Here is a 14,501-nt window from a genome sequence, read left to right as displayed (position 1 = left end):
CTTGCTGGCTGCCGCCTATATCGGGCGCGCCAGGCTCGCTGCACCCTATCCGACAACCGACTATTCGGACCGGGAGGATCTGCTCATTCCCATGCGCACTCTTCTGCCTCAAGACGCGCCGACCGAATTTGAAGATCCCTGGTTCCTCTGGTCGGAAATGGAGCGTGCCGCGCTGCGCAAAGATGCGAGTCTGGGTCTGCACCTCATTCTAGCCTTGCCGGCGCCGAACGAATTTCCGGCGCCATTGTATGAAGGCCTGGTGGAGAGCTTCATCACCGATCTCATCGCGCCCCATAGCCTGGCCGTGAGCTATGCTGTGCACCGACCCCATCTTGGGGGCCGAGGCAAATACATGGACTGGCTCGAGAACGGAGCATCGCCGCAGGCCTATGCCGCAGCGCTTTCAAGCAGGAACCAGCATGCTCATGTGCTGATCTCGGGCCGACGCCTGACAGCGGCCGGCATTGACCCTCGCCGGTATACCGCACTTGACCCCACTCATGGCGGCAAAGGCGGTGCGCGCGGCGGCGTCGACTGGCCAAGACTTTGGCACCACCACCAGAACGCCTTTTTTGCCCGTCACGGACTTGGTCTGCGCGTAAGGCCCTGGGCGAAGTATGCGGACACACATCTTGGACCTGATCGCGCCCGCGCCGCGCGGCACACAGATGCCGCCATTATCGAGCGGGCCAATCGTTCAGCGGTCTCGGATCCGGTCCAGTTGCTGAAGCTGGTGGCAACGCGGCCCTTCAATGAAAGAGACCTGCGCGAAATTGTGGATCGCTACGCACCAAGAGCTCACCCCTATGACCGGGACAGTGTTGATGCAACGCTCGAGTTGCCCAATGTCGCCCGGTTGGCCTATCCAAACAGCGAGATCCGATCGCCTTGGTATGCCACCGCGGAGCTGCAACGCGCGGAGCAGTCATGCAAGGCGCTTGCTGAAAAATTGGCGAACAAGCCCTTTACGCCTCAATCCTCCTACTCATCTGCGTCGGCGAGTTCGACTGGCTCCTTGACGATCGTCGAGGGGCTTGAGGCCTCGGGCTGGGTTGACGCGCCAGACGACAATTCCGCCGACACTATTGCTGAGGCCATTCATGGATGGCCCAGCCTTCTGGGCCTCGGCCACAAGATCGATATCCGCCGACAGACCTACAGCTTGCCTAAAGATGGAATTGTGGTCCTCGACCATGCTGATGCCGTCACCCCGTTCGACCTCGAACGGCTGCTTGATGCGACCAAGGCAAGCGAAAATTCCAAGTTGGTTCTGGTTCGGCGACCGAGCGTTCTGAGTCATCAGCGCAGTTCATTGCTGGACGCCCTGTTCCGAGCGGTTAGTCCTGGGGCTATGCCCAGCAGTTACTCCCCTAAAGAGTACCTTCTTGTGCGGGGTATGCTCGACGCCATGGCCCGCGAAGAGCGGATCGTCTTTTCCACGCATACTGACCTGCTCACGACGGCCAGAGAGCTCTTCAAGAAGAATAAGGCAGCGGGCAAGTCACCGGTCTTTATCTGTCCGGATCACGAGTTCGCGGCGATGCTGCGCCTTGAGCGACTGCCAGTCCGAGCTGTCGCACCTTCCACCGATACCATCGTGGTGCACTGCGAGCCCAGTTTTGGCAATCTGTCCCTTCTGGGCCTTTTGGCTTCGGCCAACGATCTCACTTTGCTGGTAGATCGCCGATATTGTCCGCATTTTTCTGCGCTTTGTGAACAAGCAGAGACTTTTGTGTCTTGGCCCAGCTCAATTGCAGTTCCGCGCTCGGGTGGCTCCAGTGATCGTTCACCGATCGATGCTTTGTTTGCCCAGCGGGACGCCAAGCCTTCGCCGACCGAGTCTCGAGCCGAGGCGACCGATGAACTGCACTCTGCGGCCGCACAGGATGTGGACTTCAAACGGTCAGCCAACGTTCACCAAAATCATACGACCATCGGCGAGGAGTCCGACTACCTCTCCGATGCCCCTGATGACCTGCCCGAAGATCTTCTCGACGAAGCCGAACCAGATCCCGGGTTCGAGACTGAAGATGACGTGGACGAGGACTTCGAAGATTGGGAGGGACAGGAAATGGACCTTGACGATATCGAGGATACCCATCGGGATGGTGGCGGATAACGTCCGTAGGCAAGAGAGGATTGAGCGCGTTCAAGAGGAGGGCGCAGGACCAACACATATTGCGCAGGTACCTGCCGACGGCCTGTTGGTACCTTGACATCTCGCCCCTGAGATTCAGGGCAAATGATGAGACCAAGTCGGCTTGATGCACGTCATTCAATCTCTATAATTTGGATGCCTGCCGTACCCGGTCGATTGTTGGTTGGGAAATTGCTTGCCTAATCGAATGGACCTGAATGACATCGAGGGAAACGAGCTTTCCTCAGCCCCTCATCAGCGAGCACCGATTCTGAGCAATACGGTCTTCACCGTGCGAAACAAGATAATAATGTCGAGGTCTAGAGAGACGTTCTTCAAATAATAAAGATCATAGGCAAGTTTCTCGACTTCTTCATCCGCCGTCTCCGCATAGCCTTGCGACACCTGCGCCCAGCCGGTCAATCCCGGCACCAATATTTGGCGGTTAACATAGAGCGGAATACGCGCCTCGAGGGCTTCGGCAACGGCAACCGATACCGGGCGCGGGCCGATGAAGCTCATGTCGCCTCGCAGGATGTTCAAGAGTTGGGGAAGTTCGTCCAGGCGCAACTGCCGCAGAATATGGCAGCCGGGTATGACCCTGCTGTCACCCTCAACGGTCGACCCGGCATGAGGACCCTTGTACATGGTTCGAAACTTGTAGAGGCGGAAGGTTGTCCCGGCATAGCCTCGCCGTTCCTGAACGAACATTGATGGACCACCATCCAGTATGCGGATGTAAATCCAAATCAGACCGCACAAGAGCGATGCAGGCAGTGCCAGCAGCAGGACACCACATATGTCTAGCGCTCGCTTCAGCCGATAGTAGAGGATCTGCGACGGCGAATAGGAAATGTCAGCGAGATCAAACGCTGCCAAATCGACCTTTCCGAGTGTGAGCTCGAGATAGCTTGGCCAGGCTTCTATTTCCATGCCGCGCAAGTACATTTTTGCAAGCTGTGCAGACCATTCGGGGCTGTGATGGGTTACCGGATCAATCAAAATCCTCCGGTATTGCTGGCTGACCTCATATGGCTCAATGACGGGTAGCTTCCATTTTGCGGCGTCAACGACGGCGCTGGCACCCGGAAAAGCCAGCAGCGCAACACTGCGGCGAAGCCGTCGAACCATGGCAACATTGCCGATGGTGACGAAAAATATGCTTGAAGGCATCGTCAACAAAAAGCCCAAATAGCTCACGGGCACCCGCAGCGCTGACAGGATGGCAATGGAGAAAGACGCAGCGAAGACCATCACGGCCAGAGACAAGGTAAACGGATGTGTTCGACGTGCCCCCGCCAAGAGCAAAGCGAAAGCAATCACCGGAATTGCGAGGGCAGCAAGGGCCCCCGTCAGAATATTGACCCAGTCGGACCGCCCTGCGGCCAGCATTGTCAGGACGTAGATGGCGAAGGCCGATGTTGCAGCAAGGATGATGAAGGGCGCCGCCGCCGCCAGCAGAGATAGATAGAACGGCTGCCGTCTTCTGGCGCCTAGGGAGATGACCCCCTCCAGACCTGACGGACGCTGATTATTCTCATGCATGAATTCGGCAGATCCGTTGAATGCTTACGCGCAACCGAATTGGCCCGGCGATCATGTCGGTTCAGTCAAACAAGTCAACCGAAGCAAAGCCGGGTGCAGCAGCGTCCTTGGCGGAAAGCTGAACCGCATCAACATCTACCGGCCACTCGATGCCGATTCTGGCATCGTCAAACCGGATGTTCCGATCACATTCAGGCGCATAAAGGTCGGTGACCTTATAGACCACTTCTGTGTCGGGCTCGAGCGTGACAAAGCCGTGAGCAAAGCCTCTGGGCACCAATATCTGATTCCACTTGGCCGCGGAGACCTCGAGCCCGACCCATTTGCCGAAAGTTGGTGATGAACGTCGGATATCGACGGCCACGTCGAATATCGCGCCCTTCACGACTCGGACCAGCTTGTCCTGTGCATGGGGCGGCAACTGATAGTGCAGTCCGCGCAACACGCCCTTGGCGGCCGAATAGGAATGGTTGTCTTGAACGAACACAAGATCGATCCCTGCGGCCGCGAACTTGTCGGCGTTGTATGTCTCGGAAAAAAATCCCCGGTCGTCGCCAAATTTCGCCGGAACTATCTCTAGCACATCGGGAATGTCGAGACGGCGCACTTTAACCACGGGGAATCTCCGTCAGCCGGCGGAGATAGGCCCCGTATTCGGTCTTTTTCAGGCTCTCAGCCCGGCGCAGGATGTGTGCATCGTCGACATAGCCGAGCTCGTAGGCGATTTCCTCTAGGCACATGACTTTGGCGCCCTGGCGATGCTCGATGGTACGCACGAACGCCGAGGCTTCATGCAGGCTGTCGTGAGTGCCGGTATCGAGCCAAGCATAGCCGCGCCCGAGCTTGGCTACGTTTAGCGTGCCTCTTTCGAGATAGGCGTTGTTGACGTCGGTAATCTCCAGCTCGCCCCGAGGCGAGGGTTTCACGTTAGCAGCGATGTCAAGCACGTCGTTGTCGTAGAAATAGAGCCCCGTCACCGCCCAGTTCGACTTGGGCTGCGCCGGTTTCTCCTCGATCGTCAGCGCCTGCTGTGTGGCAGGATCGAAGGAGACGACGCCATAGCGCTCGGGATCGGCCACCCAGTAGGCGAACACCGTGGCGCCGCTTTCCCGCATCCGCGCTTCCGCGCACAGCTCGGAAAGGCCCGCACCATAGAAAATGTTATCGCCGAGAATCAACGCGACCGGATCACTACCGACGAAGTCGCGTCCGATAATGAAGGCTTCCGCCAGCCCGTTGGGCTCGGGCTGCTCCGCATAGGACAGCGAGATCCCGAAGTCAGAGCCGTCACCGAGAAGCGCCTGGAACGAGGGCAGGTCGCGCGGCGTCGAAATGATCATGATTTCCCGGATCCCCGCCAGCATCAGCACGCCGAGCGGGTAATAGATCATCGGCTTGTCGTATATCGGCAGCAATTGCTTGGAAACCGGCAGTGTCACAGGATATAGCCGTGTACCACTACCACCGGCGAGAACGATGCCCTTCACGAAGTGGCTCCATTGCGATTTGTAATGTATCCGTTCTGATTGAGGAAGAATCGCCTGTCAACCGAAGTCTAGGGGCAGGCGAGAATACACGCAGGGGCGCCAAAAAGTGCAACGTTTAAAAGGTCTGTTCGCCGACCGCACCCTTCTGGTCCTGTCCCTGATTGGTATGGCCCTGACCATCTTGGGGGCCAAGCTGACGCTCGTGGACCAGTACGGCAGCAACGTACCGTTCTGGGACCAGTGGGACGCCGAAGCATTGCATCTCTACGCCCCCTACCTCAACGGCACGCTCACCCTCAGCGACCTATTCGCTGCGCACAACGAGCATCGCATCTTTGTCACGCGGGTGTTCAACATCGCCCTGCTCGAACTCAATGGGCTCTGGTTCCCGATGCTGCAGATGGTGGCGAACGCCGTCCTGCACGTCCTGATCCTCGTCGTCATGGTAGCCGTACTTGGCCGCGGCCTGGCGACGTGGATGAAAGTCGCACTGGCGCTCTTTACCGCGCTCGCCTTCGCGCTTCCGTTCGGGTGGGAGAATACGCTGGCGGGGTTTCAGTCCCAATTCTATTTCGTCTTCGGGTTCTCCTTCTTTGCCATCGCGCTGATGGCGGGCCAACGAGCATTTTCGCGGCTGTGGTGGCTGGGGTTCCTCTCCCTGCTACTCGCCAGTGTGAGTATGTCATCCGGTGTCCTTGCAATCGCCGCCCTGATTGCGACGGGGCTGCTCCAACTGGCCGCAGGCGTTCGTCCGCGCTCGATTTTCGAGATCGTAGGTATTCTGCTACTCACGCTCGCGTTCCTGCTCATTTATCAGACCGTGCCGGTGGTGGAGGCGCACAACGCGCTCCGTGCCGACTCCGTCACGGAATTTCTGATGAGCCTCGCCACGGTAGCGGCTTGGCCAACCCGCTTCTGGCTGGTCGCTGCCATCGTCATCAATCTGCCGATCACGATTCTGCTTGTGCGCACGCTCCTCCAGCGCCAGCCGCTCGGCAGCCACGCGTGGGTTTTGGTGGGAACAATGGCCTGGGTGGCGCTTCAGTGGGTCTCGTTCGCCTATGGCCGCGCCGACGGCGCAACTTCTTCCCGCTATGCCGATACGCTACTGGTTGGTCTTGTCGTCAACGTCGCGGCAGCCCTTCACCTGCTCAACCAGTTTCGAGCATTTGAGCGCTGGTTTGCCCTGCCCGCTTACGCCGTTGCCATCTTGGCTTCGGTGGTCACGTACGGCTCGGACACATTTGGCCACGTCAGCAGTCGTGGCCAAATGTATGAAATGCAGATCGCCAACATGCGGGTTTTCTTCGCTACCGGAGATGTTGAAACCCTCCGGGCGACCCCCGCGCCTGCCATCCCCTATCCGGATGCCGATCGCCTCGCGATGATCGCCACCGACCCCGCCATCCGCAGCGTGCTGCATCCGGAAGTGACCGGCGTTCAGCCGACCGCCAGTCTTGTACTGCCTTCCTTAGTGAATTGGATGTTTAGGGCGACACAACTAGTCCTGCTACGTGCGCATTGGCTCGTCGTGCTAGCCGGGCTAGTAATATTCGTTGTGGCGACTGGACTTGTATTGTTCAGACGCGCAATCAAGGCGCACAACAAAAAGTGCTAGATTGAGATGGATGGACTTCCGGTCGTAATAAACCTATTGATTGCCACCTGTTTTCAGGTTGCTCCGACAATATTCGCCGCTTGGGTTTCAGCTTCGTGGCTCGCGTCACGAAAAGTGCCCGCAATAAATTCAGTCGCTACTTTGATTGCCGGTTTGACTGTGCTCGGACTGGGGACGTTCTGGCTGGCGTTTGCTACGTCGCTTGCAGTTGGGCCGATCAATTGGGCGTTTTGGGTCGGCCTAGCGGTTACTGCGGTTGCTGGCGTTCGCAAACGGTCAACTCTCGATGCGGATATAGGATTGGCCTGCGCCCTTTGGGGGCTTTCGACAACAGCGTTACTCCTGTGGGCCTTCGGTCAGACTGGACTGACCGGTATGACAGAAGCCGCCCGCATCAGATTCAGCCACCCCTTGCCTGGCGATAACGTAATTCCCTTCGAATTCGCACAGCACCTGCGCGCCGGACACATCCCAACCCCAATGCATGGTGACTGGTTGAGCAGTGACCGCCCTCCCTTGCAGACAGGACTTTACCTCGCACTCGCGTTGCCTGTTGGACTTGCGGCAGAGGCAGCATACCAGATAGTGGCGACGCTTCTTCAGATGTTGGTCGTTCCTACAACGTATATAATTCTGCGCACTTTTGGAGTCGTAAGGACATCTGCCGTCTGCGGCGCGCTAGTTGTAGCGCTGTCACCCCTAGTCATAATTCATGCTACATTCGTATGGCCAAAGCTCTTGCCGGCAGCGATGCTTCTTTTGGCGTGGGCACTCCACTTTGGTCCTTCGTACCCCGCAATGAAACACGACTGGCGCGCGGGTGCGATCGTTGGGCTTCTGTCTGTTGGGGCCGCTCTATCGCATGGTGCATCGATATTTACACTGTTGGGTTTTGCGCTTGCGGCTCTCGCTACTTGGCGAATCTCGACAGTTCGGTACGCGATCGCAGCACTTGTAAGTTTTGTCGCTACGTATCTGACCTGGGCCGCCTACCAGACATTCGTCGACCCGCCCGGCGACCGCCTCATCAAGTGGCACTTGGCCGACGTAGTACCGGTCGAGGACTCCCGGTCTGCGCTCGAGGCGACACGCGATGCCTACTCCGATATGACATTCCCTGAATTCCTCGGTCGAACGTGGGAGAAGTTTGGTAACGCCACGGTGGGGGCTCTCGACTTCGTTACGCTTGGCCCGCAGGAAGCCTTCCGAAGCGCTGCGTTCTATCATTTCATGCCCGCCATGGGCGTGGTCGGAGTGCTCTCAGCATTTGCGGTATTGATATCGCTTGCCGGCCGCAGGCGCCCTCTCGCGGTCGCGGTCTTGCTATCATTTGCTGTTTGGATCGTATCGATTTTTAGTGTGTCCGGCGTTGTGGTGCACCAGTCAAGCTATTTTCCGATAGTTGCCAGTATGATCCTCTTAGTGGCGCTGGTCGGGCGTTGGCCATCTCTGGCAGCGGCGGTAGCGGGTGCTCAGCTAATGTTCGCTGTGGCGCTGTTCCCACCTATCGGGTAGTCGCTTCACGCCCTCCGGAACGAATAATACCGGTGCCCCAGAAAGCTCGTCACGGCCGGGGCGAGGACGCCAATAATGTGGGCGATGTCGTCAGCGTTCCAGGTGAAGTTGATCACGGGGAAGACGAAGCGGGCGAGGCAGACGCTGATGACCCAGGTCAACCCGAGTGCGAAGAGGTTGACGATCAGGAAGCGGGTGAATTCCGATCCGGTCGAGCGGCCCGAGGCGGTGAACACGAACAGCTTGGCCAAAACGAAGGCCGTCGCCATGCCGCACAGGTACGCGATCACCACTGCGTACTCGAAAGGCATCACGAAGTTCAGCAGATAGCGCGAGCCGATGTTGACGGCGGCTGCGAAGCCGCCGGTCAACAGGAAGCGGACGAACTGGTTCGATAGCATGTCAGGCCGCGCTGCGCGAGACGGCGTGGGCGGGAAGGACAGAAACCATCTCCTTCGCGAACCGCACGCTTTCCGAAATCCCCCGGTCCTCAGGATAATAGTAGCAGGTGTCCGCGATTTGCAGCCCTGCGATCGGGGTTTGCACCGGCGGGATCTTGGCGGCAAAGCCCGGCTCGCAGATCGGCTGGGCGTGCCGGAGCCGTCCGACTTTCACGTCGACAATATCCGCATCGGTAATCTCGGGGTTGATCATCTTGATGTACGACCGGGTCTCTGCCTCGAAGAACTCTGCGGGCTTGTCGAACTTCTCGTGGGTCTGCGGCATGTAGTACGGCACGTAGACCACGGTTTCCGGCAGGTGGCGCAAATTGGAGAATTCCACAATTCCCGGGATCTCGAAGCGCGCATCGTTGATGTTGAGCCAGAAGTTCTTCGTCACCGGCTTCTTGATCTTGAGCAGCACGCACACCACGCCGATATTGTGTATCGCGCGATACTTCTGCTTCCAGTCCTCCGGCAGCGCCGGCACCATCTCAGGGATATAGGGGGTGGGCGCGGTAGAGATCACATGGTCATGGGCGGTGAAGCCCCTGTCGCGCGCGGCGATGCCGGTGACCCGGCCGTTCTCGGACACGATCTCACGCACCGGATCGCCGAGCAGGATGGTCCCACCCAAGGCCTCAATCTTGCTCACCAGCGCGTCGACCAGCGTCTGGGACCCACCCTCGATGTAGCCCAGTTCTTCTTGGAGTAGCGATTTCCGCGAATTGCCGATCCGCTTGACGCGCGTCGCCAGCCAGGCCGCCGAAACGTTGTCGGCATACTCGAAGAACTTGAGGTCCAGCAGCGGCTTCCAAAGCAGCTCGTAGGTCCGCCGCCCCATGCTGTTGAGGAACCAGTCCTTGCCGCTGACGTGCTCGAGGCTGTCGAAATTCGGCCGCTTGGTCTGCCAGAAAGCGGTGAGCCCGTAGCGGAACTTGTCGATGAGGCCCATCTTCGGAAACGTCAGTAGGGAGATCGGGTCGCCCCAGCCATAGGTCTTGCCGTCAATAAAATAGCCCATGGACGTTTCGCGCCACACCATTTTGTCGCCGATGCCGAGCTCGCCCATTAGCGAGAACAGGGGTTGGTCGGGCTTGCATACGAAATGATAAAAGCGCTCGATCGACACGCCGCCGAAGTCGAAATGCGCCGCCATCCCCCCGGCCACCTTGTCGCCTTCGTAGACCGTGACCTGATGGCCGGCTTTCAGGGCATGAAAGGCCGCGGCCAGACCCATGGCGCCGGCGCCTACGATCGCTAGATTGGCCATCTCAGAACTCCAGAACGATTTGCGAATAGACGGGGTGGCGGTGTGTTTCTTCAAGCGCTGCCAACAGGGGGGTCGCGGGCACGCCGAAGATGCCCGGCCAGTCGATTATGTCGAACTCGTCCGGGGTCACGAGCGCTTCGAGCTGCTTGGTCGTGAAGGGCGGGTTCTTGTCGATGACTGCATAGGCGCGCAGCATCAGGTCGAACAGGCTATAGGGGATTTTCACGATCGGAGTCTTTGCGCCGGTCGCCGTTCGCAGCTGTCGGATGAGATCGACGTAGTAGAGCTTTTCGCGCCCCGAAATGTCGTAGGCCTCGCCAGGCCGCGGCGTCTGGATGGCCGAGATGATCACACTGCAGAAGTCGCCGGCATAAAGCGGCTGCCGGATGTATTTGCCGCTCCCCGGGATCGGGAAAACCGGCACCTTGGCCATGAACCGCGCCAGCCAGCCGAGATGCTTGCGGTCGAACCAGCCGAACATCAGGGTTGGCCGCAGAATGCAGGCTGGTATGCCGCTGTCGACGACCAGCTTTTCCTGGGCCTTCTTGCTCTCGGTGTAAAAGTCCACCGCGATCGAGTTCACGACAGACGACGAAATGTGGACGATATAGTCGATACCTGCGGCGCGCGTGGCTTCGAGGACGTTTCGCGTCGCCGTGACGTTATTGTCGATGAATGGCTGTTCCTCCAACGCGCCGATCTGCGCGTGGTTCAGGATCAGCGTGCCGCCACCCATGAAGGCCTGCTCCCAAGCGCCGCGCTGCGCCAGGTCGGTCTCGATGATGGTGATGTCGGGATGAAGCCGGCGCAGCGTCGCGACGTTCGCCAGATGCTTGTCGATGGCAATGATGTCGTAGTCGCCGCGGGCCTTGAGGCGCGTGATGAGGTTCTGGCCGACTAGTCCAGCGGCACCGGTGATGATCAATCGCGGCCTTGTTGTATCAGTCATAGCGGTCAAAGCTTGGTCCGGTGAAAAATGGCAGGGGGGACGAATCGGATGATCGACATGATCGGGCGCCAAATCCAGGGCAAATAGGGCTTGACTCCGCGGGGCCGATCAGCGAGCGCAACCAGCTTCTGGGCTATGCCGTCTGGCTTGGACCACAGCGCACCTTTTTTCTCGACATGGGCGGTCATGGGTGTGTCTACGAAGCCCATCCGGATCGCTAGCGCACGTGCCTTTCCCTTGGCCAAGCGATGCGCGATCCCTTCTACCAAAGTGGTAAGGCCGGCCTTGGCGGCGCCATAGATGTAGTTGGATTGGCGGCCACGATCGCCGGCAACAGAGGAGATGGCGATTAGCACACCACTGTTTTGACTTTCGATGACGTTGGCGACGGCCAGACACCACACAGCGGCACTGAGGAAATTGACCTGCATAGCGGATCGCGCCGCCGCCAAATCGCGCTCATCGGCATGCTGGTCACCCAGAACGCCATAGAACACATAGGCCACGTCAAGATTGCCGCCAGCCTGCCCAATCATTTCCGCCAGACGCCGATCCGGCGCCGGTTCGCTGGCGAGGTCGAGCACGATGGTCTCGCAGCGAGAAGCGCCGCGAGCGACAAGATCCGTCTGCAGCACAGCGAGCCGCTCGGGATGCCGGGCGACAAGCACAAGCCGGTCGCCGCGGGCCGCGTGGACCCGAGCGGTCGCCTCAGCGATCCCGGACAGAGCACCAAGGATAATTACAGTCTTTGCGCTCATGACTTCGACACACGCTCCCAGAAGCTGGATTGAATTTTCGGGTCTTTGAAAGTGGCGAATTCGCGCCACAGGGGATAGCCGGCCCGAAACATCCGGGCGGGCATACGCCCATCCTTGGCAGGATAGAGTCGACCGTCTGCCTGGGCGACAATGACATCAAGCTGCGCCATTAGGTGGAGCGTCTTGGCGCCGCGATTGGCGAAGTCGAGCGCCATGGTGGCGCCCTCCATCGGAAATGATAGCATACCGCCCGAACTCTTGCCGCCCAGCGTTTTCAGTACCGCCAGAAAGGAACCCTGCCCCGATGCCGATATGGTCTGTAGAAGGCGGGTAACCGCCTCCTTGGCCGCCTCCGTCGGGATGACGCATTGATATTGGTAAAAGCCGGCTGCCCCGTACATCCGGTTCCAGTTGCGAAGGGAGTCGAGGGGATAAAAGAACGGCTGGTAGTGCTCGCGCCGAACGGCCGAGCCTCGGGTCTGCATCCAGTTGTAGAAGTTGTTGAACACGCGGATCGAATGGCGATTGAGCGCCCATTGCGGAAAATCAAGCGGGAGCGAGGGCTCTGCCCCCTTTTTCGGGGCGGCGTACTCCCCATCGTTGCACCAGTTGGCCCGTTGGAACACGCCTCGTCCGAGCTTGGGGCCTTGTGCCGCACAATCGATCCAAGCCACGGTATGCTCGAATGCGGTGCTCTCATGGGCAAGCTTGAAAAAATCTCCCACCGAGCTAAATGCGATCCGCTCGTTTTCCAGCCAAGCACTACCGATGCGCGAAAGCTGTATTTCCGCATCGACGATAACGCCGGTTAGCCCCATGCCGCCGAGCGTTGCCAAGAAAAGGGGATCGCCGGATCGAATGGGCTGTAACGTCCCGTCACTTCGAGCGAGCGTAAGGGCGCGTACCGCACAGCCGATGCTGCCGGCGCTGTGATGGTTCTTGCCGTGAACATCGTTGGCGATGGCACCGCCTAGCGTAACGAAGCGCGTTCCCGGCGTGGTGGGCATGAACCAGCCCGAGGGAACAAGGATCTGGTTGAGCTGATGCAAGGAAATGCCAGCCTCACAGCGCAGTATACCGGTACTGCGATCAAATTCGATCAGCCGATCGAGGCCTGTCATGTCAATCAGGCGCTCGTTGGGATTTAGGTTGGAATCCCCATAGGATCGTCTCAGTCCAACCGGCAGAGTGGTGTGGCCGGAATTGTCGCTTAACAAGCCCGCTATTTCGTCGGGAAAGCGTGGTGACGCGACCTCATGCGGGACTGATATGGTGCGTCCCCAGGAATTGTAATCGAGGCGCGTCCAATATCCGGTCATATTACCGAGACCACGAATGCGGTGGCCGCGATCGCGCCGATCATCAGGCTGGAGCGATCGCGCAGTGCAAAAGTCACCGGATCATCGTTTAATTCGCCGCGGTGGCTCAGCAGCCATATCCGAGAGGCCCAGATCAGGACCATGGACACCACGCCCCAGAGCCATTCTGGTCGCGTGTAAGCGGTCTCGGGGTAGATATCGTTGACGATGTAGAGGCTAAGTATGAGCACCGCCACCATTTCGGTCGCCACACCTGTTGCCAGGGTCAGCGGCGCATCGCCGGTGCGATAACCTCGGCCCGATATGGGCACATCTCCGTCAGACTTCCTGGCCGCCTGCACGATCTCCACGTGCCGTTTGGCAAGCGACAGCGAGAAAAAGAAAAAGAAAGAAAACATTAGCAGCCAATGGGAAATCACCACTGGCAGCGCGACAACGCCGATGACGATGCGGAGTGTATAGAGACTAGCAAGAACAAATATGTCGACCATCACCAAGCGTTTAAGTATGACAGAATAGGATAACGTGATGGCTAGATACAGCACCAACAGCCCGGCTACCGGCATCGAAACAGCCATGCTGATTCCCAAGCCTGTCAGGATTAGCGCAACAGCGGCAATCAGCGCCACACCAGCATCAATATCACCGCTTGCGATGGGCCGAAAGCGTTTGGTCTTGTGATTTCGGTCAGCGACGATATCGAGGACGTCGTTGATGATGTAGGTACCAGATGCCATCAGGCTCATCGCCAGGAATGTCACCAACGCGGCCCTTACCGCTGCAAGGTCAAGATATAGGTGGGCCAAAATCAAAGGGGCGAAGATCAGAACATTCTTAGACCACTGGTGGACGCGCATCAGCCGCATCCATTGTTTGGCGGAGCGGTTTCGCCCCTCAAACTCTGCCTCGATTTCACAAGGCAGTCCCTCAACGGCACGGCGTGTCGAGGGGCTCACACCCACGATGATGGCGGCGTCGGCAACCGCCCAGATCGGAATGTCGGCAGAGCTGTCACCGGCATAGACAAAACCCCCAGGAAATGCCGAAAGCAGATAGTCACGCTTATGATTTCCTTTGAGATTGTGGTCGGAATTGGTGCCCACTACGCTGTCAAAAATCGGTAGATGTTTCGCGATCGAATTGGCTACCCGTTGATCCGCCGCGGTCACCAGATGCAGCGCACGTCCCAGGGCCTTCTGCTCGTGCAAATACGCGACAAATTCCTCGTTGAACGCGAGTGCCTGCACGTTTACGGGAGCGCCGTCGATGACCTGTCGCTTGAAAACCGCTTTCCCACTAGCGATAGATGCCAGGGCCACTAGGGCATCCATGGGCGAACGAAAAAGTAGCTGTACAAACTGTTCAATCAGCGTGTCGGTCTTTAGAAGTGTCCGATCCAGATCGACGATCAATGGAAGTGGCAAACCGGCCACCTCATTCAACGCAGGCGCCACAGTCAC

General features: G+C 58.6%; 12 protein-coding genes. 3 read left to right on the top strand and 9 right to left on the bottom strand.

Going from position 1 to position 14,501, the window contains the following annotated elements; all coding sequences use genetic code 11:
* Position 1 precedes the first annotated feature (1 nt).
* Positions 2–2,119 carry a MobA/MobL family protein gene (locus tag GO014_RS02655; protein ID WP_157289017.1) on the top strand — a complete coding sequence of 706 codons (2,118 nt, stop codon included), beginning with the start codon at positions 2–4 and terminating at the stop codon, positions 2,117–2,119.
* A 273-nt stretch (positions 2,120–2,392) separates the two neighbouring features.
* On the opposite strand, the gene GO014_RS02650 is transcribed toward GO014_RS02655, so the two are convergent.
* The 3 genes from GO014_RS02650 to rfbA all read right to left on the bottom strand — a co-directional run bounded on the left by GO014_RS02650 (position 2,393) and on the right by rfbA (position 5,169).
* Entirely contained in the window at positions 2,393–3,682 is a 1,290-nt protein-coding gene (locus GO014_RS02650; RefSeq protein ID WP_157289016.1) for a sugar transferase, read from the bottom strand.
* A gap of 61 nt (positions 3,683–3,743) precedes the next feature.
* Positions 3,744–4,298, bottom strand: coding sequence for a dTDP-4-dehydrorhamnose 3,5-epimerase (gene rfbC, locus GO014_RS02645; protein ID WP_343030722.1), 555 nt, complete (start codon positions 4,296–4,298; stop codon positions 3,744–3,746).
* Positions 4,291–5,169 (bottom strand): glucose-1-phosphate thymidylyltransferase RfbA, encoded by an 879-nt coding sequence (rfbA, locus tag GO014_RS02640; protein ID WP_343030721.1) that lies wholly within the window; start codon positions 5,167–5,169, stop codon positions 4,291–4,293. Before rfbA ends, rfbC begins: the two co-directional genes overlap by 8 nt.
* 106 nt (positions 5,170–5,275) lie before the next feature.
* Here rfbA and GO014_RS02635 point away from each other — a divergent pair, with 106 nt between their 5' ends.
* On the top strand, positions 5,276–6,787 hold the full coding sequence (locus GO014_RS02635) for a hypothetical protein (RefSeq protein WP_157289015.1): 1,512 nt from the start codon (positions 5,276–5,278) through the stop codon (positions 6,785–6,787).
* Positions 6,788–7,585: 798 nt separating this feature from the next.
* Positions 7,586–8,302, top strand: a complete 717-nt coding sequence (locus GO014_RS02630) for a hypothetical protein (protein WP_157289014.1) — start codon at positions 7,586–7,588, stop codon at positions 8,300–8,302.
* 5 nt (positions 8,303–8,307) lie between these two features.
* On the opposite strand, the gene GO014_RS02625 is transcribed toward GO014_RS02630, so the two are convergent.
* The 6 genes from GO014_RS02625 to GO014_RS02600 are packed head-to-tail and all read right to left on the bottom strand — an operon-like array spanning position 8,308 to position 14,501.
* Entirely contained in the window at positions 8,308–8,703 is a 396-nt protein-coding gene (locus GO014_RS02625) for a GtrA family protein (RefSeq protein ID WP_157289013.1), read from the bottom strand.
* Between the two features lies 1 nt (position 8,704).
* Positions 8,705–10,015, bottom strand: coding sequence for an NAD(P)/FAD-dependent oxidoreductase (locus tag GO014_RS02620; RefSeq protein WP_157289012.1), 1,311 nt, complete (start codon positions 10,013–10,015; stop codon positions 8,705–8,707).
* A gap of 1 nt (position 10,016) precedes the next feature.
* The gene (locus tag GO014_RS02615; RefSeq protein WP_157289011.1) at positions 10,017–10,964 is read right to left on the bottom strand and encodes an NAD-dependent epimerase/dehydratase family protein; all 948 of its coding nucleotides are present in this window, start codon (positions 10,962–10,964) and stop codon (positions 10,017–10,019) included.
* A gap of 5 nt (positions 10,965–10,969) precedes the next feature.
* Positions 10,970–11,722: an SDR family NAD(P)-dependent oxidoreductase gene (locus GO014_RS02610; protein WP_157289010.1), complete on the bottom strand. Its 753-nt coding sequence runs from the start codon at positions 11,720–11,722 to the stop codon at positions 10,970–10,972.
* On the bottom strand, positions 11,719–13,041 hold the full coding sequence (locus GO014_RS02605; RefSeq protein WP_157289009.1) for an FAD-binding oxidoreductase: 1,323 nt from the start codon (positions 13,039–13,041) through the stop codon (positions 11,719–11,721). The genes GO014_RS02610 and GO014_RS02605 overlap by 4 nt, the downstream gene beginning before the upstream one ends.
* Entirely contained in the window at positions 13,038–14,501 is a 1,464-nt protein-coding gene (locus GO014_RS02600; protein ID WP_157289008.1) for a UbiA family prenyltransferase, read from the bottom strand. Before GO014_RS02600 ends, GO014_RS02605 begins: the two co-directional genes overlap by 4 nt.

Source organism: Devosia marina (assembly GCF_009758415.1).
Classification (GTDB): Bacteria; Pseudomonadota; Alphaproteobacteria; order Rhizobiales; family Devosiaceae; genus Devosia; species Devosia marina.
Note: the sequence above shows the minus strand (reverse complement) of the source record. Positions and strands in the feature narration are given on the sequence as shown.

Bases quoted from the DNA above. Each gene is read 5' to 3' on its own strand.
- GO014_RS02610 (WP_157289010.1), bottom strand. From the start codon at position 11,722: ATGAGCGCAAAGACTGTAATTATCCTTGGTGCTCTGTCCGGGATCGCT.
- GO014_RS02615 (WP_157289011.1), bottom strand. From the start codon at position 10,964: ATGACTGATACAACAAGGCCGCGATTGATCATCACCGGTGCCGCTGGA.
- GO014_RS02605 (WP_157289009.1), bottom strand. From the start codon at position 13,041: ATGACCGGATATTGGACGCGCCTCGATTACAATTCCTGGGGACGCACC.
- GO014_RS02650 (WP_157289016.1), bottom strand. From the start codon at position 3,682: ATGCATGAGAATAATCAGCGTCCGTCAGGTCTGGAGGGGGTCATCTCC.
- GO014_RS02620 (WP_157289012.1), bottom strand. From the start codon at position 10,015: ATGGCCAATCTAGCGATCGTAGGCGCCGGCGCCATGGGTCTGGCCGCG.
- GO014_RS02630 (WP_157289014.1), top strand. From the start codon at position 7,586: ATGAAACACGACTGGCGCGCGGGTGCGATCGTTGGGCTTCTGTCTGTT.
- GO014_RS02625 (WP_157289013.1), bottom strand. From the start codon at position 8,703: ATGCTATCGAACCAGTTCGTCCGCTTCCTGTTGACCGGCGGCTTCGCA.